The organism is Burkholderia alba (genome assembly GCF_034721475.1).
GTDB classification, from domain to species: domain Bacteria; phylum Pseudomonadota; class Gammaproteobacteria; order Burkholderiales; family Burkholderiaceae; genus Burkholderia; species Burkholderia alba.
Genome location: NZ_JAWJWL010000003.1, coordinates 262,436 through 287,222 on the forward strand (window position 1 = coordinate 262,436; position 24,787 = coordinate 287,222).

The 24,787-nt window shown below is 67.7% G+C and carries 20 protein-coding genes and 4 tRNA genes; 7 read left to right on the plus strand and 17 right to left on the minus strand.

From position 1 onward, the window contains the following. Positions 1-302: 302 nt before the first annotated feature. From RZR99_RS04635 to RZR99_RS04645, 3 genes are all read left to right on the plus strand, one after another. Positions 303-1,676 carry a sigma-54 dependent transcriptional regulator gene (locus RZR99_RS04635; protein ID WP_323118557.1) on the plus strand — a complete coding sequence of 458 codons (1,374 nt, stop codon included), beginning with the start codon at positions 303-305 and terminating at the stop codon, positions 1,674-1,676. Positions 1,677-1,736: 60 nt separating this feature from the next. Further along, entirely contained in the window at positions 1,737-2,708 is a 972-nt protein-coding gene (locus tag RZR99_RS04640) for a thymidylate synthase (RefSeq protein WP_323118558.1), read from the plus strand. Positions 2,709-2,822: 114 nt separating this feature from the next. Next, positions 2,823-4,045, plus strand: a protein-coding gene (locus RZR99_RS04645; protein WP_323118559.1) for an IS3 family transposase whose coding sequence is annotated in 2 segments (ribosomal slippage) — positions 2,823-3,188 and positions 3,191-4,045 — 1,221 coding nt in all. Because the reading frame shifts where the segments join, the coding sequence is not laid out codon by codon here. 41 nt (positions 4,046-4,086) lie between these two features. Here RZR99_RS04645 and RZR99_RS04650 read toward each other — a convergent pair. The 3 genes from RZR99_RS04650 to tetR form a co-directional block, all read right to left on the minus strand. After that, complete coding sequence (locus tag RZR99_RS04650) at positions 4,087-6,426, minus strand: DUF6600 domain-containing protein (RefSeq protein WP_323118560.1); 2,340 nt, start codon at positions 6,424-6,426, stop codon at positions 4,087-4,089. Between the two features lie 157 nt (positions 6,427-6,583). Next, on the minus strand, positions 6,584-7,291 hold the full coding sequence (locus RZR99_RS04655; protein ID WP_323118561.1) for an ArsR/SmtB family transcription factor: 708 nt from the start codon (positions 7,289-7,291) through the stop codon (positions 6,584-6,586). Between the two features lie 332 nt (positions 7,292-7,623). After that, positions 7,624-8,247, minus strand: a complete 624-nt coding sequence (tetR, locus tag RZR99_RS04660; RefSeq protein WP_323118562.1) for a tetracycline resistance transcriptional repressor TetR — start codon at positions 8,245-8,247, stop codon at positions 7,624-7,626. A gap of 102 nt (positions 8,248-8,349) precedes the next feature. On the opposite strand from tetR, the gene RZR99_RS04665 reads away from it, so the two are divergent. The 3 genes from RZR99_RS04665 (at position 8,350) to RZR99_RS04675 (ending at position 11,377) form a co-directional block, all read left to right on the plus strand. After that, positions 8,350-9,561 carry a TCR/Tet family MFS transporter gene (locus RZR99_RS04665; RefSeq protein WP_323118563.1) on the plus strand — a complete coding sequence of 404 codons (1,212 nt, stop codon included), beginning with the start codon at positions 8,350-8,352 and terminating at the stop codon, positions 9,559-9,561. Positions 9,562-9,767: 206 nt separating this feature from the next. Beyond that, positions 9,768-10,790 (plus strand): GlxA family transcriptional regulator, encoded by a 1,023-nt coding sequence (locus RZR99_RS04670; RefSeq protein WP_323118564.1) that lies wholly within the window; start codon positions 9,768-9,770, stop codon positions 10,788-10,790. A gap of 80 nt (positions 10,791-10,870) precedes the next feature. Further along, a complete protein-coding gene (locus RZR99_RS04675) occupies positions 10,871-11,377 on the plus strand; it encodes an acyl-CoA thioesterase (RefSeq protein ID WP_323118638.1) in 507 nt (168 codons plus the stop codon). A 209-nt stretch (positions 11,378-11,586) separates the two neighbouring features. Here the strand turns inward: RZR99_RS04675 and RZR99_RS04680 are convergent, their stop codons facing one another. From RZR99_RS04680 to RZR99_RS04695, 4 genes are all read right to left on the minus strand, one after another. Further along, a complete protein-coding gene (locus tag RZR99_RS04680) occupies positions 11,587-15,045 on the minus strand; it encodes a patatin-like protein (RefSeq protein ID WP_323118565.1) in 3,459 nt (1,152 codons plus the stop codon). A gap of 829 nt (positions 15,046-15,874) precedes the next feature. Beyond that, positions 15,875-17,269: a class II fumarate hydratase gene (gene fumC, locus RZR99_RS04685; protein ID WP_323118566.1), complete on the minus strand. Its 1,395-nt coding sequence runs from the start codon at positions 17,267-17,269 to the stop codon at positions 15,875-15,877. A gap of 140 nt (positions 17,270-17,409) precedes the next feature. Continuing rightward, positions 17,410-18,792: an MATE family efflux transporter gene (locus RZR99_RS04690; RefSeq protein WP_323118567.1), complete on the minus strand. Its 1,383-nt coding sequence runs from the start codon at positions 18,790-18,792 to the stop codon at positions 17,410-17,412. 124 nt (positions 18,793-18,916) lie between these two features. After that, on the minus strand, positions 18,917-19,135 hold the full coding sequence (locus RZR99_RS04695; protein WP_323118568.1) for an RNA-binding S4 domain-containing protein: 219 nt from the start codon (positions 19,133-19,135) through the stop codon (positions 18,917-18,919). A gap of 251 nt (positions 19,136-19,386) precedes the next feature. Here RZR99_RS04695 and RZR99_RS04700 point away from each other — a divergent pair, with 251 nt between their 5' ends. Next, a complete protein-coding gene (locus tag RZR99_RS04700; protein ID WP_323118569.1) occupies positions 19,387-19,734 on the plus strand; it encodes a hypothetical protein in 348 nt (115 codons plus the stop codon). A gap of 165 nt (positions 19,735-19,899) precedes the next feature. Here the strand turns inward: RZR99_RS04700 and RZR99_RS04705 are convergent, their stop codons facing one another. The 10 genes from RZR99_RS04705 to fdxA all read right to left on the minus strand — a co-directional run bounded on the left by RZR99_RS04705 (position 19,900) and on the right by fdxA (position 24,565). Further along, positions 19,900-20,691, minus strand: coding sequence for a DUF4088 family protein (locus RZR99_RS04705; protein WP_323118570.1), 792 nt, complete (start codon positions 20,689-20,691; stop codon positions 19,900-19,902). A gap of 247 nt (positions 20,692-20,938) precedes the next feature. Beyond that, complete coding sequence (locus RZR99_RS04710) at positions 20,939-21,280, minus strand: AzlD domain-containing protein (protein ID WP_323118571.1); 342 nt, start codon at positions 21,278-21,280, stop codon at positions 20,939-20,941. Further along, a complete protein-coding gene (locus RZR99_RS04715; RefSeq protein WP_323118572.1) occupies positions 21,277-22,032 on the minus strand; it encodes an AzlC family ABC transporter permease in 756 nt (251 codons plus the stop codon). The genes RZR99_RS04710 and RZR99_RS04715 overlap by 4 nt, the downstream gene beginning before the upstream one ends. Positions 22,033-22,131: 99 nt before the next feature. After that, positions 22,132-22,959 (minus strand): AraC family transcriptional regulator, encoded by an 828-nt coding sequence (locus RZR99_RS04720; RefSeq protein WP_323118573.1) that lies wholly within the window; start codon positions 22,957-22,959, stop codon positions 22,132-22,134. A gap of 88 nt (positions 22,960-23,047) precedes the next feature. Continuing rightward, on the minus strand, positions 23,048-23,521 hold the full coding sequence (locus tag RZR99_RS04725; RefSeq protein WP_323118574.1) for a CreA family protein: 474 nt from the start codon (positions 23,519-23,521) through the stop codon (positions 23,048-23,050). Between the two features lie 109 nt (positions 23,522-23,630). After that, positions 23,631-23,706: transfer RNA gene (locus tag RZR99_RS04730), tRNA-Asn, on the minus strand. A 66-nt stretch (positions 23,707-23,772) separates the two neighbouring features. Further along, a tRNA-Asn gene (locus RZR99_RS04735) sits at positions 23,773-23,848 on the minus strand. A gap of 66 nt (positions 23,849-23,914) precedes the next feature. Further along, positions 23,915-23,990 (minus strand) — tRNA-Asn (locus tag RZR99_RS04740). A 66-nt stretch (positions 23,991-24,056) separates the two neighbouring features. Further along, a tRNA-Asn gene (locus RZR99_RS04745) sits at positions 24,057-24,132 on the minus strand. A 109-nt stretch (positions 24,133-24,241) separates the two neighbouring features. Further along, a complete protein-coding gene (gene fdxA, locus RZR99_RS04750; RefSeq protein WP_323118575.1) occupies positions 24,242-24,565 on the minus strand; it encodes a ferredoxin FdxA in 324 nt (107 codons plus the stop codon). Between the last annotated feature and the right edge of the window lie 222 nt (positions 24,566-24,787).

Genomic DNA, 24,787 nt, shown 5'->3' on the forward strand with positions numbered 1-24,787 from the left:
GAAATATCAACAGATGAATGTTGAATCCGCCGGGAGCCTTGAATGAAGTAGATGCGTGGGATGTGGCCGCTTTAATTTATTTGCCACGAACATCGCTTATAAGTAAGCTGCACTGACTAAATAAAGACCGTCGAGAAAGAGGCCGCAATGTCCAGGGCCCTTTGAATTAAAAAGCGCCGTTTTACGGGGGAACGCAGTTCCTGCGAAGTGAAATGGCGAATCGAGTCCGTTCCTTGGCTCCGATTCGATCCAGACGCGTGCCGGTGAGAGGCCGCGTCGCGACTACACGAACCGGGTGGGGTATGGGCGTGGCGGAAAGACATCTGATCTATTTCTCCCGCGATCCGAGTGCCGACTTGCGGCGCTCCTTCGATCAGCGGGGATGGCGCGTGGACGTCGTCGATTCGACGCGCGACATGCGCCGGGCGGCGGCCCATACCAGCGCGGCGGGCGGGCTGCTCGACCTGTCGTGCGGCTTCAAGGCGACCGAACTCCAGGATCTCGAAACCTGCCTGACCGTCCCGAACGTCGGCTGGATCGCGGCGACGCAACGCGGCCAGCTGCAGGACGCCTCGTTGCGCAGGCTGGTGCGCGACTACTGTTTCGATTACGTGACGGTGCCGTACGAAGGCGAGCGCATCGTCGAATCGATCGGCCACGCCTACGGAATGATTACGCTGACGGAACGCCTCGTGCCGCTCGGCGGTCGGGGCGAAGGCGAGATGGTCGGCACGTGCGACGCGATGCTCGGACTCTTCAAGATGATTCGCAAGATCGCGGCAACCGACGCGCCGGTGTTCATCTCGGGCGAATCGGGCACGGGCAAGGAGCTCACTGCGGTGGCGATTCACGAACGTTCGTCACGCAATGCGGCGCCGTTCGTCGCGATCAATTGCGGCGCGATTCCGCCGGCCCTGCTGCAGGCCGAACTGTTCGGCTACGAGCGCGGCGCGTTCACCGGCGCGAATCAGCGCAAGATCGGCCGCGTCGAGTCCGCGCACGGCGGCACGCTTTTTCTCGACGAGATCGGCGATCTGCCGCTCGAAAGCCAGGCGAGCCTGCTGCGGTTCCTGCAGGAGAGCAAGATCGAGCGGCTGGGCGGACATCAGTCGATTCCGGTGGATGTACGGATCATCTGCGCGACGCACGTCGATATGCAGGCCGCGCTGCGCGCCGGACGCTTTCGCGAGGATCTGTTCCATCGTCTGTGCGTGCTGAAGGTCGACGAGCCGCCGCTGCGCGAGCGCGGCAAGGATATCGAGGTGCTGGCGCGGCACATGCTCGAACGTTTCAAGGGCGATGCGCACCGGCGGCTGCGCGGCTTCTCGCCGGATGCGATCGCCGCGCTGCATAACTACGCGTGGCCGGGCAACGTGCGCGAACTCATCAATCGGGTGCGGCGCGCGATCGTGATGTCCGAGGGGCGCACGATCGCCGCGGCGGATCTCGAACTGGCGGACTATGCCGACCTCGCGCCCGTGTCGCTCGTCGAGGCGCGCGAGGCCGCGGAACGCCGCGCGATCGAGATCGCGCTGCTGCGCCACGGCGGGCGTTTCGCCGATGCCGCGCGCGAGCTGGGCGTGTCGCGCGTGACGCTGTACCGGCTGCTGTGCGCGCACGGGATGCGCGATCGCGACGCCGCGCCGGACGGGGTGCCGGCGGCGGTGCCGGGCTGACTGACGCGGGGCTTGGTAAAATCGGCGGGTACGGCCGTTTTCCCGGCTGAAGGAACCCGCATGAAACAGTATCTCGATCTCGTCCGCACCATCCTCGATACCGGCACCTGGCAGGACAATCGCACCGGCATTCGCACGATCAGCATGCCCGGCGCGACATTGCGTTTCGATCTGCAGCAGGGCTTTCCCGCCGTGACCACGAAGAAGCTCGCATTCAAGTCGGCGATCGGCGAACTGGTCGGATTCCTGCGCGCGACACGCAGCGCCGCCGAGTTCCGCGCGCTCGGCTGCAAGGTCTGGGATGCGAACGCGAACGACAACGCGCAGTGGCTCGCCAATCCGTATCGAACCGGCGTGGACGATCTCGGCGACGTCTATGGCGTGCAATGGCGCCGCTGGCCCGGCTACAAGGTGCTGGACGCCGATGCCGCCGCGCAGATCGACGATGCGGTGTCGCGCGGCTACCGGCGCATCACGGCGTTCGACGAGGACGGCGCGCGGAAGGTGCTGCTGTACAAGGCGATCGATCAGCTGCGCGAATGCCTCGACACGATCATGCGCGAGCCGTCGAGCCGCCGCATCCTGTTTCACGGCTGGAATCCCGCCGCGCTCGACGAGATCGCGCTGCCGGCCTGCCATCTGCTGTATCAGTTCCTGCCGAACGTCGCGAAGCGCGAGATCTCGCTGTGCCTGTACATCCGCAGCAACGACGTCGGCTTGGGTACGCCGTTCAATCTGACGGAGGGCGCCGCGCTCCTGACGCTGGTCGGTCGGCTGACGGGCTACACGCCGCGCTGGTTCACGTATTTCATCGGCGATGCGCATATCTACGAGAATCAGCTCGACATGCTGCAGCAGCAGTTGCAGCGCGAGCCGTTCGACAGCCCGCGCCTCGCGATCGACGCCCGCGTGCCGGCGTACGCGGAGACCGGAGTCTATGCGCCCGAATGGCTCGAGAAGATCGAACCGTCCGATTTCTCGCTCGTCGACTACCGGCACCACGAGCCGCTGACCGCGCCGATGGCGGTCTGAGCGATCGCTCGGGTTCGACAAAAAGCCCGCGAGGTACCTCGCGGGCTTTTTTTGCCGAGACTGACCCGTCCTGAAATAGGTTGACACTTTTTCGCCGAAACGAAGAGGTGCCAAGTGGAGCAAGGGATCAAGCGGACACAGCGAGACTACAGCCTGGCTTTTAAGCTGTCGGTGGTGGCGCAGGTCGAGAAAGGCGAACTGGGCTACAAAGAGGCGCAGCAGCGTTACGGCATCCAGGGTCGCTCGACGGTGCTGGTATGGTTACGCAAGCACGGCTTGCAGGATGGGGCCGATCCATCCGGCCGTGCACGATCGGGTTCCACCATGCCAAAGCAAGACTCGAAGCCGCTCACGCCGGAGCAGCGCATCAAGGAGTTGGAGACGCAGTTGCGAGAGGCGCAGGACAAAGCCGCGCTGTTCGAGGCGGTGCTCGACGTGATGCGCAAGGATTACGGGATCACCGTAAAAAAGCCTTCGGGCAGGTCGTCGCGCAAAAGCGGATCGAAAAGCTGAGCGTTGAGCGAGCCTGCCGCTACATGGGCATCAGCCGCCAAGCGTATTACAAGCGATGTCGCAGCGAGGAGCGGCGCTGCTCGCAAGCCGAAACCGTGACAACGCTAGTGCGGGATGTACGGCTGCGCCAGCCGAGACTCGGGACACGAAAACTGCACCATCTGCTCGGGCCGGCATTGGTCGAGCGCGGCATCAAGCTGGGTCGAGATCGGCTGTTCGATGTGCTGCGCGCCGCACGTCTGCTGGTCGTACCGCACCGGGCGTACCACAAGACGACACAAAGCCATCATCGCTTCCGACGTCATCCGAATCTGCTGAAACCCGGGCCGGATCAGATCGTACCGACTGGACCTGAACAGGTGTGGGTGGCCGACATCACGTACCTGCCGACGGCTGGCCCGTTTGTGTATTTGAGCCTCGTCACCGATGCGTTCTCGCGCAAGATCGTCGGTTATCACGTTCACGACAGCCTGCAAACCGAGCAGGTCAGCCAGGCGCTGAAGAAGGCGTTGCGCAGGCGCCAGACCCGCCAGCCATTGATCCATCACTCCGATCGCGGGGTCCAGTACTGCTCGACCTACTATCAGGATATCCATCGGCGTCACGGTTTGCGCTGTTCGATGACGGACGGCTACGACTGCTATCAGAATGCCCTGGCCGAGCGGGTCAATGGCATCCTCAAGGGCGAGTTCCTGCTGCAACGTCCTGCTGACCTTGAACAGGCTGCCAAGATGGTCGACCAGTCGGTGCGCATCTACAACCATGAGCGGCCACATGCTGCCCTGAAATACAAAACGCCCGATGCGATGCATCGGGCGTTCTAGCGTCTGGATACTGTCAACCTATTCCAGGACTTGACAGACGGTCAGCCGCGATGCGGCTCGTCCCGATGGGCGCTGCTGTGCTGCTCCGGATGCTCCTGGTGTGCCGGGCGCGGGGCTTCCTCGTGCGGCGGCGGGTTGTGCGGCGCTTGCGCGGGCGGCAGCGACGGACGCGGCTCCATCCGCGGCGCGGGCTGCGGACGCGGCTCGTTGGCGGGTGGCCGGTAGTCGTTGCGTGGCGGCGTTGGGAAGCTCGGCCGCGCTTCTTGCGGCCGGGCGTCGCGCCACGGCTCGACCGGCTGCGGCCGTTCGGCCGGCTCGGGCGCGGCGCGCGGCGCGCGGATCGGCGGCAGCGCATTCTGCGCGGGCGAGCGGGCAGGCAACTGCGTGTTCGCCCGCTGCTGGTCGATCGGCGGATGCGGCTGGGTCCAGGTGGGCGCCGTGTTCTGCGGGCGTTCGGCCGGGGCGTGCTCGCTGCCGCGCGCCTCGTTGGCGAAGCCGGCGGACGGGGGATGCGGGACACCGTTGGCGGGTGCGGTCGGGTTGGCGTTCGGCCGGATCATCGCGCTCGGCTCCGGTTCCTGGGCGCGCGGCGCGTTTTGCGGCGCGCGTTCGGGCTCGCTCCGCGCGGCGGCGTTGGCCGGACCGGGTTGCGCGGCGCGACCGGGCTGCATCACGGGCGTGCGGGTGTTGACGAGCTGCACGTTGCGCATCTCGAACCGGGGCTGGCCGGCCTGTCCGGCAGCGCCGGCCGGGCTGACCGGCCGCTGCGCGTAGTTGGGCGGCGGGCTGCTCTTGACGACCGGCGCGCCGGCGCCCGGCACCCGTCCGCCGCTTTGCGCGAAGTGCTGCGCGAGCTGGTCGTTATAGGCCGCCGGCACGACCGGATTGCGGGTCGCGACGATCGAGCGCTGCAGCGCGGCGGTGGGCGGCTGGTAGATCGCGTTGCGCAGGCCGCCGGCGAAGCTCTGGCGCACCGGTGCGATGGCGGGCCCGCCCGCGCCCGCATGCGCGTTGCGCCATTGCTGGGGGTCGACCTTCTGCGCGAAGCGCGAAGCCGATTGCCCTTGCACGAACGCGGTGGCGGGCACGGCCGTCACCGCGTTCGGCGCGCGGTAGTTGATATAGGTCTTGTTGATGTTGGTGATGTTCGTCACGTTGGTGATGTTGACCGTCTTGTTCACCGTCATGTTGTTGACGACCGTCTGGTTCACGCGCTGGTAGTAGTGCGGACTCCAGCCGCCCCAGCCCGGATGCCAGGCTTCGTGCGGCCCGAGCGGGAACCACGCGACTCCGGCGGCGACGGCGCCGCCGACCGCGAGTCCGATGCTCCAGTCGAACCCGCCGCCGCCCCCGCCGACGAAAGCGACGAGCGCGGGCGCATAGCACGGCCGGGCGGTTTCGACGATCGGCCCCGGCACCCATGCCCACGAGTCGTCGACATAGGCCCAGCGCCCGTAGTGATACGGCGCGAAGCCCCACGGCGCATCGTCGATCCAGGTCCAACCCCACGGCGCCTGCCAGATCCAGTGGCCGGTGTGATACGGCGCCCAGCCCGCCGGCACCGCGTTCGGGATCCACACGGCGCCGTACTGCGAGTCGTCGCGCCATGAACCGTTGGCGTCGAGATCCTGGTAGCCGGGAATATCGCGCGACACGTAGCGCGCGGATACCGAGCGATCCTCGGCCGCGTCGCGGCTGGCGGCCCACTGGTCGAGCGCATCGGGCGCGGGCACCGCGTATTCGCCGGCCACCTGCAGGTTGGTGCCGCTGAAGACGATCTGCTGGCCGGCCGAGATCGGCATCTGGCCGCCGTCCCCGTAGACGGTCGCGCTGCCGCGCCGCACGGTCACGGTGGTGCTCGAGCCGTTCGGCGCGACGTCGACGCGATAGTCGCCCGGGCCGCCGACGGCCAGCGCGAGATTCGGCGTATCGATCTCGTACGATGTGCCGGACGGCAGTTCGCGCACGTGCGTCGACAGCGTGCCGAGCGCCACTTTCAATTGCGTGGCGGTGTCGTCGAGATTGAGGATGGCCAGGTTCGTCGAATCGCCGAGCCGCACGGCGGTCGAGCCGATGTGCAGTTCCGAGCGCGCCCCCGCGTCGTTCCAGAGCTGGTCGCCCGTCGTGAGCGGCCGGTTGACGGCCGCATAGGCCCAGTCGCTTGCGCCCGCGGGCTCGGTCGTGACGGCACCCGACAGATAGTTGAGCCGCGCGACGCGGCTCGGCGGATCGCCGCCCGGCTGCTGGGCGGCGCTCTGGTAGGACGGATCGTCGGGCATTTGCGCGAAGGCCGGCGGCAGCGCGACGAGCGCGGCGAGGGCGAGGAGCATGTAGCGGGCGAGGCGGTTGAGTCTGAGCGGTTGGGTAGCGGGCGTTTTCATCGTTGTCTCTTGTTTTATCCGGCGCTGCGTTGCGCCGTACGAGTCAACTCTATCCGCGCGCGATATTTCAGTGGGGCGTGTTTTGTAATGCGATTGGACGTGCCTGTAACAAATCTTGTCTGCGACCCGAATCCGTCAACCGACCGCAAAACACCTGTCATGCCGCAGTAAGCAAACGGCCGAACTGATGCTGTCCCGCCGGGGTAATGCGCAGCACGCGCGGCTGGCCGGCGCGCTCGACCCAGCCGTGGCCGCAAAAGCTGTCGAGCAGCGCGGCGCCGAGTGCGCCGCCGAGATGGGGGCGGCGCTCGCTCCAGTCGAGACAGGTGCAGGCGAAGCGCCGCCGCCGCGTGCGCTGGCCGCCCACATCGATGCCCCATTCGGCGAACTGCGCGGCGCCGGCGTCGGTCGCGTCGAGCGGGCCGTCTCCCGCTGTGAGCCAGCCGCGCGCGACCATCCGCTCGAACACCTGGACGGCGAGCTCGCCCGCCATGTGGTCGTAGCAGGTACGCGCATAACGCAGGTCGAGCGGCACGGTGCGGGCCGGCCGCGGCGTCGGGCGTTCCGCCGCCGCGGCCTGGGCGACGTTCGCGAGCGCTTCGATGGAGGCGGCGATGTCGGGCGACGCGATCCGGTAATAGCGGTGCCGGCCGCGGCTTTCCAGCGCGAGCAGTCCGCCGTCGGTGAGGCGGGCGAGATGGGCGCTGCCCGCCGACGGCGACAGCCCGGCGAGCATCGTCAGTTCGCCGGCGGGACGCGCGCTGCCGTCCATCAGCGCCCACAGCATCGCGGCCCGTCCGGGGTCGGCCAGCAGCGCGCCGATCCGGCTGAGGCCAGGAAAATGGTGTTGCGTAGCGGAGGACATGGCGGGCTCCCGGTGAGTGCTGGTCCGCGCAGTGTATGCGCGGCACGGCATCCGATGGTTCAGCTTCGCGCGAAATGTCGGATGCGGCGATTGGGCGCGGGCAGCCCGGACGGCGGAGCGGGGCGCGTAGAATGCGATTTCCCCGTTGCCACCCTTCAAACCTGCGCCGCCGCCCGATGAAAACGCTTCTTGCCGCCGTACTTGCCGGATTGATCTGCGCTGCTTGCGCACATGGCGGGGCAACCGCGTCCGGACCCGGAACCGGCAGCGTCGAGATGTACGGCACGATCGACCAGGGCGTGACGTTCCGCAAGTAATGCGGACGCCGCGCATCAAGCGGCGTCGATACGCGCCGCCAGGCCGTCGAGAATGACCGCGAGCCCCTGCTCGAAGAGCGCGTCCGGCCCTGCGCGGCCGATCTCCGCGAAGATCGCCCGCAGGAACGCCGAAGGCGCGGCCGTCGTCTGACCCGCGGCCCGAGGCGGCTCGCGATCGTTCGTTTCGTCGGATTGCTGCTCCAGCACCGCGCCGATCACGTAGTGGCTCACCATCACCAGCGCGTTGGCCGCCGCGACCGGCTCGAAGCCCGAGTCGCACAGCAGCCGGATCTTCGCTTCCACGGCGCCGTAGTGCGGCGCGCCCGGGCGCGTGCCCGCGTGAATCCTGGCGCCGTCGCGATAAGCCAGCAGCGCCGCGCGGAAGCTGCGCGCGTTGTCGGCCATGAAGGTGCGCCAGTCGTCGCCGTCGCGCGGCGAGGCGAGCCGATGGCGCTCGCTCAGGATCGTCTCCGCGAGGGCGTCGAGCAGCGCGCGCTTGCTGTTGAAATGCCAGTAGAGCGCCGGCTGCTGCACGCCCAGCCGGTCGGCCAGCAGGCGGGTCGTCAGGCCGTCCATGCCGACTTCGTTCAGTAATTCCAGTGCAGCCTTGATCACGCTTTCGCGTTGCAGCTTCGCCACGAGTCGGGCCCTCTCGTCATTGATAATTTATCGTCGATAAATTATAGTCCGGCAAAAATTTATCATCGATAAATTTATCGGATACGGGTGCCGGGGAGCGAAATGAAACGAACGATGGGTGTGGCGGCGTTGACGGTCGGGCTCGATGCGCTAGGCGCCGGCTGCGTGATGCCGGTGCTGCCGGGACTGCTGCGTGCGCTGGGGGCGGCGGGCGCGTCGGTCGCGTGGCATTACGGCGTGTTGATCGCGTTGTACGCCGCGATGCAGGTCGCGTGCGCGCCGCTGCTGGGCCGGCTGTCGGATCGCTACGGCCGCCGGCCGGTTCTGCTGGCGTCGCTCGCCGGCGCGACGCTCGACTATCTGGTGGCGGCGCAGGCGACGGGGCTGGCGATGGTTTATGCGGCGCGCATCGTGGCCGGCATCACCGGCGCGACCGGCTCGGTGGCGTCGTCGTGCATCGCGGATGCGGCGGCGCCGCGCGAGCGGGCGCGCTACTTCGGTCTGATCGGCGCGTGCTACGGCGGCGGCATGATCGCGGGGCCGGTGCTGGGGGGGCTGCTGGGCGGCGTTTCGTTGCAGGCGCCGTTCGTGATGGCGGCGCTGCTGAACGGCGCGGCATGCGTGGTTGCGTGGCGGCTGTTGCCTGCCACGCAACGCGGCGGGCACGCGCCCGAATCCGCCGCGTCCGGGCCGCGCCGTTCGCTGCGGTTCGATGCGAATGCGCGACGGCTGATCGGCGTGTACTTCGTCATGCAGTGGGTGGGACAGGTGCCGGCGACGCTGTGGACGATCTTCGGCGCGGACCGTTTTCACTGGAATGCCGGCATGATCGGCGGATCGCTGGCGGGCTTCGGCGTGTTGCATCTGCTGGTCCAGGCGCGCGTTGCCGGGCCGGCGGTCGAGCGATGGGGCGAGCGACGGGTGCTGATCGCCGGCATCGGTATCGACGCGACGGGCTACGTGCTGGTCGCGTGCGCGGCGAGCGGATGGCAGATGATCCCGGCGATGTTGTGCCTGGGCGCCGGCGGTGTCGGCATGCCCGCGATGCAGGGCTTGCTGAGCCGGCAGGTCGAGCCGGACCGGCAGGGCGAGCTGCAGGGCGTGCTGGCGCGCGTGACGGGCGTCGGCGCGATCGGCGGCCCGCTTGTCTTCAGTGCGCTGCATACGGCGACGGCCGCGTCGTGGGATGGCTGGACATGGTTGGCCGGCGCGTCGCTCTATCTGCTATGCGCGCCGGTGTGGTTGAGTCGCCGCGTGGCGCGTCGCGGCGACGCGCGACAAGGCAATGGGCGGGGCGGCGCCGGGTTGGCATGAATTGATGCATGATTGTCATTTCAGCCAGATGTCCGGATGGGACGATACCACTCATGCGAGGCTCCAGTTCGGGTGCTTGGCGTCCGCTGCCCGGCAGATCGTCGGACAGCCGTTGAAACGCCGCGCGGAGCGACTGAGCGCAGCGCCGTGCCGGCACCGGTCCGCGACGATCGCGCCGGGCCGCCGGATCGAACCAGGGAGACGCAATGACGAAGCAGATCGCGGGGACCGTGCCGCCGGTCAGGCATGTGGTGTTCGCGGTACCGCCCGATCTCGTGCTGCTCGATGCGGCCGGGCCGCTCGAAGCGTTCTGGCGGGCCGAACTGATCTCGGGTGGCTCACGCGACGCGGCGCGGGCCTATCGCCTGACGGTCGCATCGATCGACGGCGGACTGGTGGACAGCTATCCGGGGCTGCCGATTGCGACCGTGCGCCTCGATACGCTCGACGGCGCGCCGATCGACACGCTGATCGTGCCCGGCATGCCGGGCGATGCCGGGCCGTATCTGCAACCGGCGCTGGTCGACTGGATCGCTGCGCGGGCGCCGTCGGTGCGGCGCGTGTGTTCGGTCTGCACTGGGGCCTTCTATCTGGCGGCGGCGGGGCTGCTCGACGGACGGCGCGCGACCACGCATTGGCGCAGCGCGGCGTTGCTCGCGAGCCGCTTTCCGCGCGTCGAGGTGGACGCCGAGCCGATCTTCATTCGAGACCCGCGCGGCAGCCGGGCGGTCTGGACCTCGGCGGGCGTGACGGCGGGGATCGACCTGACGCTCGCGCTGATCGACGAGGATCTGGGCCATGCGGTGGCGATGCAGGTCGCGCGGCGGCTCGTGGTGTACATGAAGCGCCCGGGCGGGCAGTCCCAGTTCAGCGCGGCGCTGGCGGTGCAGACCACCGAGGGCTCGGGCGCGTTCGATGCATTGCACGGCTGGATGGCCGCGCATCTGCGCGGCGACCTGTCGGTGGCGCGGCTGGCCGAGCGGGTACGGATGAGTCCGCGAACGTTCGCGCGCCGCTATGTCGACGAAACGGGCCACACGCCGGCGAAGGCCGTGCTCGTGATGCGGGTCGAGGCAGCGGCGCGCGCGCTGGTGGACTCGCGCCGGCCGCTGAAACGGATCGCGCTCGAATCGGGGCTCGGCAGCGAACAGACTCTGCGGCGGGCGTTCGTGCGGCGCTTCGGCGTGCTGCCGCTCGACTACCGGGAACGCTTCGCCACGCCGCTCTGAGCCGGCGAGGGGGCGCGGCGGCTTGTCGCAGCCCGCCGTATAATCGAGCCCTTCCCGCAATACAGCAGAACGGAGCCATGATGCCCACCTCGCCCACCGCACCGGTCGATCGGACCGAAACCGTGTTTCGCTTTCTTGCCGAGCCGACGTCCGTGAATTTCGGCGGCAAGGTGCATGGCGGCGCGCTGATGAAATGGATCGACGAGACCGCTTACGCGTGCGCGGCGATCTGGTCGAGCCGCTATTGCGTGACGGTCAGCGTCGGCAATATCCGTTTCCAGCGGCCGATCCTGGTCGGCAACCTGGTCGAGCTGAAAGCGCGGGTGGTGGCGACCGGCCGTACCAGCATGCATATCCACGTGTCGGTGCATGCGGGCGATCCGAAGGGCGGCGTGCTGCGCCAGACGACCGATTGCCTGGTGGTGTTCGTGGCCGTCGACGAGAACGGCAATCCGGTACCCGTGCCCCCGTTCGTGCCGGCCAACGACGAGCAGCAGCGGCTCGCCCAGTACGCGATGGACGTGAAGGCGGCGCTCGACAAGATCGTCGAACTGAAGCCGGAAGAGGTGGCCAAAGGGGCGGTCTGAGCATCGGGTTGCCGGATCCGCAGGCCTGCGCCGCGCGGGATGCGCGCGCCGGGTTGCCGTTTTCGCGATGCGCCCGGCCGGCGCGGCGTCGGCGGGCCGGCCGGAGGTTCGACCGGCCGCGGGCTGAATGCAGCGTTGCGCAGCGGGTTGCGCGCGGACGACCTGCCGTGACCTGTCCCGCACGTGGCGAATCGCCCGGCTTTCTCTTTCTATCGGGTGCCGGGCGTTCCCGTACCGCCCATCCTGCCCTTCGCCCATCGGATCGTCTTGCCGATTCCCATGCGCAGCCTTTGCTCGACGCGGCTCGAGATGCGCATCGCTTGCCAGGACGCCAGCAGGATCGCGCCGACGATCACGGCCGTGGACACCATCACGGGCGAGCACGGATGGACGTCGAACGGGTGCCATGACGCGAACGTATGGAACTGGGCGCAGAACGGCACGTCCCGACTTTCCTTGATACCGAGGCTGCTCCAGGCGCCGATCGTCACCAGCATGAGCAGACCGGCCAGGAACTGGAACAGATCCCACAGAGCGACGGCGAAGAACAGTCCGACCAGGCTCGCGCCGATCAACCTGCCGTCCACATGCAGGAGCAGGTGCGCAAGCGCCAGGAGGACGACGGCGAGTGCCATGACGATCGTTCTCGGAATGCGGGCGACGGCCATCAGCAAACCATAGGCGGCGAATGCCCAGCCGGCGGTCGCGATCGCATCCGGAATCGCGGTGTCGAGGGCGATCCGCAGACCGACCAGCAGCACGCCCAGCGCGAAGATCGCGCCGTTCAGCGCGGCGCTGGTGCGCGACTGATGCGTGAGGCCGTTGGCGACGAAGTAGAACCCCAGGATCGGCAGCTTCAGCGACGCAAACAGGATGCCGACCGGTCCGAGTCGCGCCGCCTTGCTCGCCAGCGTGTTCTGCAGCGTGGCGAGCGTGTGCGCGAGGGTTCGCGTGAACAGATCCGACCCGGCCTCGCCGAGCAGGGTTTCGCTCGAGACCAGCCCGTCTTCGAGACGCTGCGCGGCTTGCTCGGGGGAGAACGGGTGGGCCGAGTCCCCCACGCCGAGCGTTTTCAGCATGGCTCCGCTCGCATTGGCGTTGTCGGCGCCCTTCGACTGATCCCAGGCGATCGCGTCGTACAGCGCGGGCAGTTCCTCGCGCAAGATGCCGTAGTGCAGGCGCAGCGTAACGATCTCGGCGCAGATCGGCAGCGAATCCGGCAGCGGCTGGCTTAGATCGTCCAGGAAGGCGAGTTCAGCCCGGAGCAGACGCGCATAGCAGCGCTTCGCCCAGGTACAGAGCAGTTCGTTCTTGAGCGGCCTGGACGGCACGGAATCGAGCGAGATGTCCTTGATCAGCGCGAAGGCGGCGTCCGCATGCCTGAAAAAGAACCGGTGCAGGCGCTCCGGATTCAGCAGGATCCGGGTCAGCCGTTCGGCACCGTCCAGCCGTCCGTAGGTCCAGTCGTTCGCGCGCCACGACTGTTTGTAGAAGGCGGCGAAATGGCCCAGCTGCAACCCCAGCAGTTTCTGTTTCGCGGCGTCAGGGCCGCCGATCGGACTCTTCGCATTGCCGCTGATCTGGATCAGTTCGATCACGGCGTCCTCGGCCAGCGAGTCGTGGTCGTTGAACGCGTATTCGATGACCTCGAATTGCAGGAGCCGGTACAGGATCGACTCTTGCGTCGGCGCTTCCCCGGGGTCGGTGGCGCTCAGGCGGGAGGCAAGCGTATTCAGCGCCTCGGCTTGCGACCGGTCGGCTTCTCTCAATCTGCCGTGTTGCTTGCTGGCCTGCACGATGCCGATGGCGACGCCTGTGGCATCCAGCAGCACGCCGGCGATGTCGAACATGAGGACTGCGCACTGCTCGCGTCGCTCCGTCGTCGACAGGAAGCTGAACATGTCGATGAACTGCTGCTGGACAACCTCGATGCCGCCGGCCTGGCCCGCGTGCAGGTGAGGGTTGGCGAGATAGACCGAATCGGCGAAGGCGTTCGCCTTCGCTGCCCAGGTGCGCTGTTCATCCGCGCGCTGCTTCGTCGACAGTTTGACGATTGCGTATGCGCGTTGCCAGAGCGCGGGGAGGACGGGGTGTGACGCGGACGCCGGCACTGCATCCGGCTCGCTGTCGGGCACATCGGGGTTCCACGTCCAGACCGCCGCTTGTTTGTCCCGGCGCCATCCCCGGGGTCGCGGCCTTCGCGTATGCGCCGCCGTTTTCCCCTCGTCGCGTCGATACGAATCGGACCAGTCGCCGGTGCCGGTCTCCGCGTTTTCGCCGATGTCGGAGGCGGCCGGCCGCAGAACCGGCGGAACGCCGGGCGCCGCGTAGTCCTGCAAGTTCTGGGCGATGCGAAGCAGATCCAGCAGAACCTTGATCGCGAATTCGACCGGGAAGAGACCCCATTCCCAGCTTGTCTTGCTGTTGTCCTGGTGCGTGGCGTGCGACGGCCACGTTTTCGGGATCCAGCCGTCCCAGTCGATCGATTCGAACACGTAGCGCATCTGCTCGCGTCCGCGTTTGCTCATCAGCCGATCGGGCACCCGGCGCTTCGCCTCCTGCAGATCGTTGCAGACGCTCTGGAAGGCATCCGTGATCCGTCGCGTGCGGTATACCTTGAACAAGGAGCCGGCGAGTTCGGCGAGCTTGCCCGGATCGAGCGTGGCCAGCGTCAAGACGTTGTTGCGGCGATGCCGCACTATCTCGTTATGGGAGGCGATCTCCTGCAATTGATCGGCGATGGTCTGCGATTGCGGAATGCCCAGGATGCTCGCGGTCAGCACGTCGGAGAGCGGCGGCATCGAACCGTCGGGATGTTTGGGCGGACCGTCGCCCGGGTCGGGATTGACATACGCGAGTACCCGGCGCACGCCGTGGTGCCGAGGCATCTGGAACATCGCTTCCAGCGCGCCGTGAAACGGCTTGTTGTCGAGAATGCCGCCGTCGACGACATAGCGCCGTTCAGGAAGCGGCTTGCCCGATGCGTCCTGAAGGTGGGTGTCGCACGGACGCCCCTTGACGACGGAAGGCTCGAATGCGAACGGAAACGACGCGCTCGAGCGTGCCGCGCGGGCCAGCGGGCCGATCACGTCGTCGCGATTCGCGAAATCGTCGTGGTTTTCCTTGCGGCCGAAGTGGAAGCTCGCGCGGTAGTCGACGTCGTTGACCGGCGTCCCGAGGTCGTCGACATGGTGACCCTGACGGCCGCTCAGCAGCGTGGCGGTCAGACGCAAGTCGATCGGCATCGCATCCGGACCCAGGATCGGCGTACTGCGGTTGCGGGCAAGCTCGGCGAGCGCGCTCTGGATGCCGGGGAGAAAATACTCGTCGCCCTTCAGCAACGAGCCGGGGTTTTCGCCGATCGGATGCCGCAGCAGATCGTCGAAGGTCGCGGTCCTCATCCAGACGTTGCGCAGCTCCGAGAACTCCCCGCCGTACAGCAGCGCGACGGCCAGCGCCGCGCCGTTGATCCCGCCCGCGCTGGTGCCGCTGATGACATCGACGCGCGCCGACGTGCGGGTCATCGCGAGCAGCCGGGAATAGACCGGGTGCTGGCGACGAACCAGCCGGAAGATTTCCTGGGTGACGCCGCCCATCCAGACGGCCAGACTCACGCCGCCGCTCATCACGAGGGCGATCCGGAGTTCTTCGTCGTTATCGCTGGTCATCGCTCATCTCCCGAACGATCCGGCGTCGGCGCGTCGATCGAAGCCGCTGCCGTCCCGCGCCGTTGCGCAGTCGGCGTATCGCGACAGGGCTCCCCTCAGGCGCTACACCGGGCGCGGGATGCCGCGAAGGCGATCCGACGTTCCCGTCGCGCGGAGCCGTGCCCGCGGACGCATCGGTGACGCGCGAGATTCCATGTACCCGACGTCGCGGGACGACGCGTCGATTCGATCAACATCTTGCGGCACGCTGTCTGGCGTGCCGCACCGGAAATGGATTCGACAGCGCAGCGTCGGGGAGATGTGGGAAGCGCGGCGACGGAATCTCAGCATCGAGCCGCGATGGCGTGCGCGCGGGCGCGCCACGCGCTCGGCGGATGTCCCGCCGCCGCATTCATGCGTGACCCCGTTGCTGTGGTTCGTGTTCCGCTGTCTTCCTAACCACTAAACATAGGTCAAACAACTCGAATGAAAATGAATTCCTGCTAAGGGGTTGTGCGGATGAGGCCGGTTTGCCCGGCGCGTGCCCATTGGCGAAGTTGGACGACGGGCGGAACGCATCGCGGTCCGTCTCGCACGGACGTGCGTCGGTGCGTCATGTCATCGGGCAATGACGTGCGCGAAGGCCGTCGACCGTTGCGCGGAACCGCACGATGTGCCGGAGCAGGGTGATCCGGCGCGCGAGGCGGCCGGATGCCGTGCGCGATCTTTCCATGAGGAGAGGGTGTCGGCGTCGACGCGGGATGTCGCGCCGAGGCACCGAGGGCGAGCGCGGCGGCGATCGCCCGTTCGACGCCGAACGCCGCGCTCCGTTTCCTCGTCGAGCGGCGTTTCAATGGCCGCCGACCATCTCCGCCGGGCGCACCCATTCGTCGAACTGCGCTTCGGTGACATACCCCAGCGCCAGCGCCGCGGCCTTCAGCGTGGATCCTTCCTTGTGCGCCTTCTTTGCGATCTGCGCGGCCTTGTCGTAGCCGATATGCGGATTGAGCGCCGTCACCAGCATCAGCGACTCGTTGAGCAGCGTGTCGATCCGCGCGCGATTCGGCTCGATGCCGACCGCGCAGTGATCGTTGAAGCTGAGCGCGCCGTCGGCGAGCAGCCGCACCGACTGCAGCACGTTGTGCGCAATCATCGGCCGGAAGACGTTCAATTCGAAATTCCCGCTCGCCCCGCCGAAATTCACCGCGACGTCGTTGCCGAACACCTGGCAGCACAGCATCGTCAGCGCTTCGGACTGCGTCGGGTTGACCTTGCCCGGCATGATCGAGCTGCCCGGTTCGTTCTCCGGAATCGACAGTTCGCCGAGTCCGCAGCGCGGACCGCTCGCGAGCCAGCGCACGTCGTTGGCGATTTTCATCAGGCTCGCGGCGACGGTCTTCAGCGCGCCGTGCGCGAACACCAGCGCATCCGCCGCCGCCATCACCTCGAACTTGTTCGGTGCGGTCACGAACGGCAATTGCGTCAGCTTGCCGATCTCGGCGGCGACCGCGGCGGCGAATGCCGGATGCGCGTTGAGGCCGGTACCGACCGCCGTGCCGCCCTGCGCGAGCTGGTAGAGATGCGGCAGCGCCGATTCGACGTGCCGGATGCCCTGCTCGAGCTGCGCGACGTATCCGGAAAACTCCTGGCCGAGCGTCAGCGGCGTCGCGTCCTGCAGGTGCGTGCGGCCGATCTTCACGATGCCGGCGAACGCCTTGGCCTTCGCGTCGAGCGTCGCGCGCAGCGTCTCCAGCGCGGGCAACAGATGGCGGGTGATCGCGTAGGCGGCCGCGACGTGCATCGCGGTCGGAAACACGTCGTTCGACGATTGGCCGCGGTTCACGTCGTCGTTCGGATGCACCTTGCGCGCTTCGCCGCGCACGCCGCCGAGCACTTCGCTCGCGCGGTTCGCGATCACTTCGTTCAGGTTCATGTTGGTCTGCGTGCCGGAGCCCGTCTGCCAGACGGCCAGCGGAAATTCGTCCGGATGCCGGCCGGCGATGATCTCGTCGGCGGCGGCGACGATCGCGCGGGCCTTGTCGTCCGCCAGCACGCCGAGTTCGAGATTGACCGTGGCCGCGGCGCGCTTGATGACCGCCAGCGCGTGGATCAGCTCCGGCGACTGCTTTTCGGTCGAGATCTTGAAGTTCTGCAGCGACCGCTGCGTCTGCGCACCCCAGAGCCGCGCATCGGGCACGGCGATCTCGCCGAACGTGTCGCGTTCCATCCGTACTGCTTCGCTCATGATTCACTCCATCGGATAAGAGGAAAGGCCGCGCGGCGCGCGGCGAAATAGCGTAAGTAGGGACATGGGCGCCGTTCTGGCGACGGCGTCCTGAAACGACAAGCATAGCGCCGCGCGCGATTTCGCGTCGCGGCGCCGGCTCAGGCGCGCGCGGCGAGCGATGCGCTCTTGCGGTGAAAGCGCCACGTCATCAGCACGGCGACGCTCGCCAGCCCGGCGGCGAGCCCCCACCACAGCCCGCGCACGCCGAGACCGGCATGGAACGCGAACCAGTAGCCGGTCGGGAAGCCGATGCCCCAGTAGCCGAGGGTCGCGGCGAGCATCGGGATGCGGGTGTCCTTCAGGCCGCGCAGGCAGCCGGAGCCGACCGTCTGCATGCCGTCGACGATCTGGAAGATCGCCGCGATGCCGAGCAGCGACATCGCGAGCGCGACGGTATGCGCGTTGGCCGGATCGTCGAGGTTCAGGTACAGGCCGACGATCGCGTGCGGCGCGACGATCAACACCAGACCCGACAGCGACATGAACGCGACGCCGAGCCCGAGCGCGACGAAGCCCGCGTGGCGCGCCGCGACGGGCGAGCCCGCGCCGGCCCAGAAGCCGACCCGCACGTTGGCCGCCTGGCCGATCGAGAGCGGCACCATGAAGGCTACCGACGCGACATTGAGCGCGATCTGGTGCGCGGCCAGCGACGATTCGCCGAGCACGCCGATCGTCAGGCCGGTGGCGAGGAAGAGCGTCGACTCGACGCCGTAGGTGATCGCGACCGGCCAGCCGATGCCGACCAGCTCGCCCATCAGCGGCAGCTTCGGCCGCGACGCGGTGACGAAATGCCGGAACGCCGGGCGGCCGTGCAGCAGCAGCACGAGCGTGATCGCGGTCAGCCAGATCGTGATCGTGGTGGCGGTCGCCGAGCCGAGGAAGCCGAGGCGGGGCAGCCCGAACGCGCCGTGGATGAGGCCGTAGTTGAGCACGCCGTTGACGCCGACGCAGCCGATCGACACCCACAGCAGGCGCTTCGCGGCGCCGATCGCGGGCAGGAACGAACGCATCAGCCCGACGCCGATCAGGCTGCCGAGCGTCGCGAAACGCAGCACGCCCGCGTACTCGCCGACGTTGTGCGCGAGCATCGGCGGTTCGTGGAACATCAGCAGGATCGGCTCCGCGAACGACAGCAGCACGAACGCGGGGATCGCGAGCAGCACCGACAGCGCGAACCCCGTCCAGTAGATATGCGGCACCTCGTGATCGGCCTGCGCGCCGCGCGCATGCGCGACGCTGACGCTGACCGACGTCAGCACGCCCTGCAGCAGCGTGACCACGACGAAAAAGAGGTTCGCGCCGAGCCCGCCGGCCGCGAGCGAGTCGGGGCCCAGCGAGCCGAGCAGCACGGTGTCGGTGACGCTCATCGCCATCTGCGACAACTGGGCGATCGCGAGCGGCGCGGCGAGGCGCGCGGTATCGGAGGCGTGACGAGAAATCGACGGCGCAGCGGCAGCCGCGCGGAGACCAGGATGCGACATGGAATGAGCGCTCGCGCGGGTGCCGGCCCACGCTGTGTTTATTTTTGAGAGACGATCAGCTTAAGGGTTTCGCGCGGCGCTGTCGAATCCGGGCGGCCAAGGCCCTCCGATCGGCAGGGGAACGCTACGCTTCGCGCACGGCGATCCGGGTATCGCCGAGCAAGACGACCTGGCCCGCGCGGATCTTGCAGGTCTTGCGCAGCTCGACCGCGCCGTCCACCTTCACCGCTCCCGACGCGACGATCATCTTCGCCGAGCCGCCGCTGTCGGCGAGCCCGGTGATCTTGAGCAAATTGTGCAGTTCGACGAATTCGCCGGTCAGTGTGAAATCCAGGTTGGGCATGGCGGGCAGAAAGAGGGGCGCGAGCGGCGCCGGGCGGATGGCTTCGCATGATAAGCCAGAGCGGGCCGCCCATGTAAGCGAGTGTGAGCGAGTCGTCAGCAAATGAAACGGTGGGTAACAGTCTGCGTGTTCGGCGAACCCGGCCCGAAGCGCGCCGGTCTGTAGTCGTACTCGCTGCATGTCGCGGCGGGCGGAGGCGACGGGCCGGCATGGCCGGGCCCGCGTCTGCCACTTTCTTGAGGAGGATTGCAATGTCCACGATTCGTACGATGCTGGTCGGTGCCGCGGTGGCGGCGTTTGCAACGACCGCCGCGTTCGCGCAGACGGCTGGCGTCTCCGCGCAGGGTTCGGCGGGCGGCTCGGCCGCGGTGTCGGGCCAGCAGGCCGGCGCGGATGCGCAACTGAAGGCGGGCGGCGATGTGTCGACCGCGACCCCGGAAAACGCGACGAACGCGGTCAAGCATTCGGCCAGGAAGCATGTGTCGCATGCGAAGGCGAAGGCGGGCGGTGCTGCCGACGGCGCGACGAACGGGCTCGGCGGCGCGGCCGGCGGCTCGGTGTCGGTCAACGGCGGCGCGAAGGCCGGCACGGGCGAATAAGTCCGTCAGGGTACGCCGGCGAGCGGCCGGGCGGTTCGCCCCGGAAGGCCCGCCCGAGGTTCGCCGGCGTGCCCGGTCCGACAGGGCCTGATGCGGTCCATCGGCATCCTTGGCCGGGCCCGTTCGCGGGTCGGGCAGCGCGGCCCGTGAGGGGCCGCGCGCCGTTTACGGGCGGCGTTGTCGCGGTTGCTGCTGTTGAGGCTGGCCGGATGCCTGGCGCGCCGGCACGGCGACCATGAAGAGGCTGCGCAGCCACGCGGCCATCCGCGAGAAGATGTCGTACGGCTCGTCGATGAAGATTTCGGGTTTCAGGAGCCGCAGATATTCCATGATCTGCTGCGCCTCCTGCTTCTGGAACGAGCCGTGCGCGAGCCCGAGCCTCAGCAGGCCGCGCAGTTCGCCGAGTTTCTCGCGCGCGGCGCTGCCGACACTCATCTCGCAAGCGATCTTTGCCTCGTACACCCGCTGTCGCAGCGATTCGGCGAGCCGCCACGCGGGCGTCTGCATCTGTTCCTCGAGCGACTGGATATCCTGCGCGGCCGCCTTGATCTGCGCGGCGAGCGGATCGATCAGCACTTCCTCGCCCTCCGCGTCCGTGACGATCGCGGCCGCCCAATCGCGGCAGGCCTTCGCGAGTTCGTCCGGAGTCCATTCGGAGCGCGACGCGAAGCCGAAGCCGAATTCGCCCGCCTGCCGCATCAGGACCGCGACGACGTCGGGAAATTCCTTGTCGAGCGTGCGCTTCGCCCACGCGTACTGGCCGCCCTGGAGCATCCGCTGCACCGCGTGCTCGGTGAGCGGCACCATGTTGTCGAGCAGCTTGGCGCGCAGGAAATCCTCGAACGACGGCGTCGCGAACTGCGGATCGAGCTTGAGCGACACGCGCAGGAACGCTTCGTAGTCTTTGCGCAAGGAGTCGAGGGTGTCGTCCTTGATGGATAGGGTGATCTGGCCCATGGGTTTCTCGATGCTCGATGCCGGCCGGCGTGAGTGGCGTGCCGACGTCAGGAAGCCGGGCCGCAGTGGCGGCGGCAGGCGCGCGGGCTGTACGGGCCGGACAGCCGGACGCGCGCCGGCGGTCTGCGCCGCTCGCGCTGCTGACGTCAACAGGTCGGATCCCGCCGCGACCGATGGCGGGTCTACACCCGCTTAACGGCAGCCGGGGCCGGAACTTGAGGCCGCCCGCCGCGACGGGGGCGGCGGCTCAGACCGGCAGCCAGCCGCGCGGCAGGACGACGCCTTGCCAGAAAAAGAACACCGCGAGGCCGACGGCAATCGTCAGCAGCGGCCGACGCGTGGCCGCCGACACCAGCACGGCGGCCAGCCCGCCGATCAGCTGCGGGTTGCGCCAGGTCAGTTCCGCGCCGCCGCCGTGTGGCGCGATGGTCATCGGCACGACGATCGCGGTCAGCACCGTCACCGGCACGAAACCGAGCGCGGTGCGCAGCAGCGGCGCAAACGTCAACCGTTCGCCGAACAGGAAGAGGGTTGTGCGAATCGCGTAGGTGATGAAGGCCATCCCGACGATCAGAAGCAGATAGGTCACGATGCGGCCTCCGGGCGATTGTGTCCGGCCGCGAAGTCGCGCAGCGACAGCGCGACGCCCACGGCGACGCCCACCGCCACGGCGGCCAGCAGGCCGAGCTTGTACGGCCATGCGTGGCAGGCGTACGCGAGCGTGCCGGCGGTCGCGGCGGCCGCCAGATAGCGCAGCGCGACGAGCTGCGGCACGACGATCGCGATGAAGGTCGCCGCCATCGCGAAGTCGAGACCGAGCGCCTGCAGGCCGGGAAAGGCCGCGCCGAACAACAGCCCGGCGATCGTCCAGACCTGCCAGTTCACGTACATCGCGAGACCCGAGCCGAAGCAGTAGTGCGGACCGATGCTGCCGGGCGCGAAGTGCCGGTAATGCGCGTAGGTCACCGCGAACACCTCGTCGGTCAGCAGCGCGCCGAGCGTGGCGCGCCAGCGCAGCGGCAGGTGCGCGACGTAGGGCGCGAGCGTCGCGCTGTACAGCAGGTGGCGCAGATTGACGATGAAGGTCGTGGCGAGTACGACGGTGAAGCCCGCGCCGCCGGCGATCAGGCCGAGGGCGATGAATTGCGCGGAGCCCGCGAACACGGCGAGCGACATCAGTTCGCCGTGCCACCAGGCGAGCGGCCCGGCTGCGACCAGCGTGCCGAAGATCACGCCGAACGGCGCGGCGCCGACCATCATCGGCAGGGTGTCGCGGGCGCCGTCGACGAATTCGCTCAGCGGGCGGCGCGGTTCATGGATGGGGTAAGACGGGTTCTGCACGGACTCCTCCTGGTTTCCTGGAGGATAGCGAAGCGGACGGCGCGGCGACTTGTATGTTTTTGCGCAAGCCGGCTATCGGGATGAGCGGGCTCTGGGTCGTCACGCCCGTTGCCAGCGGCCGGGCGGCACGCCGAACATCCGTTTGAAATGCCGGGTGAAGTGGCTCTGGTCGGTGAAGCCGCTCGCTGCGGCGATGTCGGTGACGGCCGCCCCGGCGCGCAGCGACGCGAGCGAGCGCTGCAGGCGCAACTGGTTGCGCCACGCGTGCGGCGGCATGCCGGTCGCGCGCGTGAACAGGCGCGTCGCGTGGAACGGCGACAGGCCGGCCGCGTGCGCGACCTCGGCGAGCGTCACGGTTTCGCCGAGGTCGGCGGCGAGCCGTTCGCGCATCGCTTCGATGCGGGGCTCGGCGGCCGCGAGCGGCTGCGGCCGGGGACGGGTGCCGGAATGACGGGCGAGCAGTGTCGAGAACGCGTCGAGCATCGCGGTTTCGGCCGCGAGCGGATCGTCGCCGGCCTCCATCGCGCGGTACGCAACGACGAGCCGTCGCGCGAGATCGGGGTCGTGGATCACGCCGGCTCTGAACCACGGCGCATCCTGCGGCGTGCCGGCGATCGCCCGCGCCAGGTCGCGGATGAAATCGACGGGGACATAGCCGACGCGATAGCTCCAGCCGTTGTCGTCCGCGCGCGAGCCGGTGTGCACGTCCCCCGGATTGATGACGGGGACGGAGCCTGTATCGGCGATGTAGCCGCTGCCTCGGGAATCGTAGCGCTCGGCGCCCGTCTCGATGACCGGGATGGTGTAGGCGTCGTGCCAGTGCGGCGCGAATTCGTGATCGCGGTAGCGGGCCGTGACGAGGTCCGCGCCCGGCAGCAGCGGGGTGCGCCAGTAGCGGACGGATTCGCGAAAGCGGGCGGCGGTCATGACGGAGCGGGCGAGGCGGCGGGTCGGCGGTCCTCCAGTGTAGACCGCCGCGTGCGGTGTGCGGCCGCTCGGCCGCCGCCCGGCGGGGCTACTTGAGCGGAATCGGCGTGCCGGCGGGCACCGGCACCGCGGTGACGCTGTTCTTCGGGCTGCCGGTGGCGATCCGGTCGCTGTAGGTCAGGTACACGAGCGTGTTGCGTTTCTGGTCGACGACGCGCACGACGTGCAGCGTCTTGAAGATGAACGACATGCGTTCGCTGAACACGTCGGTCTGTTGCTTGAGCGGCGCGGTGAAGCGGATCGGCGCCACCTGGCGGCAGGCGATCGACGCTTCGCTGGGATCCTCGGCAATGCCGAGGCTGCCCTTGATGCCGCCCGTTCGCGCGCGCGACACGTAGCAGGTCACGCCGTTGACGAGCGGGTCGTCGTACGCTTCGACCACGACGCGATCGGAGCCGGTCAGACGAAAGTTGGTGTTGACGCTGGCGACTTCCTCGGCCTGGGCAACGGATGCGGCGAGGATGGCGCAGAGGGCGAGGGCGGCGAAGGAGCGGGGATTCATCGGCTGCGGGCGTGACGGTGGGGCAAGGAGCACGACTCTAGCATGGCCGCCGCGCGCGTTCGGTGCGCGAAAAAACAAAAGGCCCGTCATAGACGGGCCTTTCATTGTTTGGCTCCCCGACCTGGGCTCGAACCAGGGACCTACGGATTAACAGTCCGGCGCTCTACCGACTGAGCTATCGGGGAATAAAAACTGTGCTGCGTGTTCGACGATCATGAAAAAGCCCGTCAGTAACGGGCCTTTGCAATTCTTGGCTCCCCGACCTGGGCTCGAACCAGGGACCTACGGATTAACAGTCCGGCGCTCTACCGACTGAGCTATCGGGGAATAAAAACTGTGCTGCGTGTTCGACGATCATGAAAAAGCCCGTCAGTAACGGGCCTTTGCAATTCTTGGCTCCCCGACCTGGGCTCGAACCAGGGACCTACGGATTAACAGTCCGGCGCTCTACCGACTGAGCTATCGGGGAATAAAAACTGTGCTGCGTGTTCGACGATCATGAAAAAGCCCGTCAGTAACGGGCCTTTGCAATTCTTGGCTCCCCGACCTGGGCTCGAACCAGGGACCTACGGATTAACAGTCCGGCGCTCTACCGACTGAGCTATCGGGGAACAAACAGCAGAGAAACGAGATTTTATGAGGTGCTGGCCAGTCTGTCAATACCTTCGGCTGACTCCGGCTGAAATTCCACGCCCGCGGCGACAGCCCGGCACCGGGCGATCAGCGCTCGAGCAGGTGCAGCTTGTCCTGGACGTCCTTCCATTCGTCGGCGTCGGCCGGCGCGGGCTTGGTCTTGGTGATCGACGGCCAGTTCTTGGCCAGTTCGGCGTTCAGCTCCGTGAACGATTGCTGGTCGCCGGGAACATCTTCTTCCGCATAGATCGCATTGGTCGGGCATTCGGCGACGCACACGGCGCAATCGATGCACTCGTCCGGATCGATGGCGAGAAAGTTCGGGCCTTCACGGAAGCAATCCACCGGGCATACATCGACGCAATCCGTGTATTTGCACTTGATGCAGCCTTCGGTCACAACGTGAGTCATTCAAAATGCTCCTGCTTGGCGGTATATATGGGGTAGGCGTGGCGCCAAAAGCGGCATTGTAACTGAAGCGCCAAACCCGTATATCCGAGTGGGCTTTCCACCTTATACCGTTTCGTGATTAGTTTATGGCGCCGGGCCGAGCGCCCCCGCGCGGCCCGGATGGTCCGGCCCGCATTCGGGTAACATGCGTGAACCGGACCGGGCAGCGCGCAGGTGCGCGCG

Coding starts and splice junctions, on each gene's coding strand:
- RZR99_RS04635 (WP_323118557.1), top strand. CDS start 303: ATGGGCGTGGCGGAAAGACATCTGATCTATTTCTCCCGCGATCCGAGT.
- RZR99_RS04640 (WP_323118558.1), top strand. CDS start 1,737: ATGAAACAGTATCTCGATCTCGTCCGCACCATCCTCGATACCGGCACC.
- RZR99_RS04650 (WP_323118560.1), bottom strand. CDS start 6,426: ATGAAAACGCCCGCTACCCAACCGCTCAGACTCAACCGCCTCGCCCGC.
- RZR99_RS04655 (WP_323118561.1), bottom strand. CDS start 7,291: ATGTCCTCCGCTACGCAACACCATTTTCCTGGCCTCAGCCGGATCGGC.
- RZR99_RS04665 (WP_323118563.1), top strand. CDS start 8,350: ATGAAACGAACGATGGGTGTGGCGGCGTTGACGGTCGGGCTCGATGCG.
- RZR99_RS04670 (WP_323118564.1), top strand. CDS start 9,768: ATGACGAAGCAGATCGCGGGGACCGTGCCGCCGGTCAGGCATGTGGTG.
- RZR99_RS04675 (WP_323118638.1), top strand. CDS start 10,871: ATGCCCACCTCGCCCACCGCACCGGTCGATCGGACCGAAACCGTGTTT.
- RZR99_RS04680 (WP_323118565.1), bottom strand. CDS start 15,045: ATGACCAGCGATAACGACGAAGAACTCCGGATCGCCCTCGTGATGAGC.
- fumC (WP_323118566.1), bottom strand. CDS start 17,269: ATGAGCGAAGCAGTACGGATGGAACGCGACACGTTCGGCGAGATCGCC.
- RZR99_RS04690 (WP_323118567.1), bottom strand. CDS start 18,792: ATGTCGCATCCTGGTCTCCGCGCGGCTGCCGCTGCGCCGTCGATTTCT.
- RZR99_RS04695 (WP_323118568.1), bottom strand. CDS start 19,135: ATGCCCAACCTGGATTTCACACTGACCGGCGAATTCGTCGAACTGCAC.
- RZR99_RS04700 (WP_323118569.1), top strand. CDS start 19,387: ATGTCCACGATTCGTACGATGCTGGTCGGTGCCGCGGTGGCGGCGTTT.
- RZR99_RS04705 (WP_323118570.1), bottom strand. CDS start 20,691: ATGGGCCAGATCACCCTATCCATCAAGGACGACACCCTCGACTCCTTG.
- RZR99_RS04720 (WP_323118573.1), bottom strand. CDS start 22,959: ATGACCGCCGCCCGCTTTCGCGAATCCGTCCGCTACTGGCGCACCCCG.
- RZR99_RS04725 (WP_323118574.1), bottom strand. CDS start 23,521: ATGAATCCCCGCTCCTTCGCCGCCCTCGCCCTCTGCGCCATCCTCGCC.
- fdxA (WP_323118575.1), bottom strand. CDS start 24,565: ATGACTCACGTTGTGACCGAAGGCTGCATCAAGTGCAAATACACGGAT.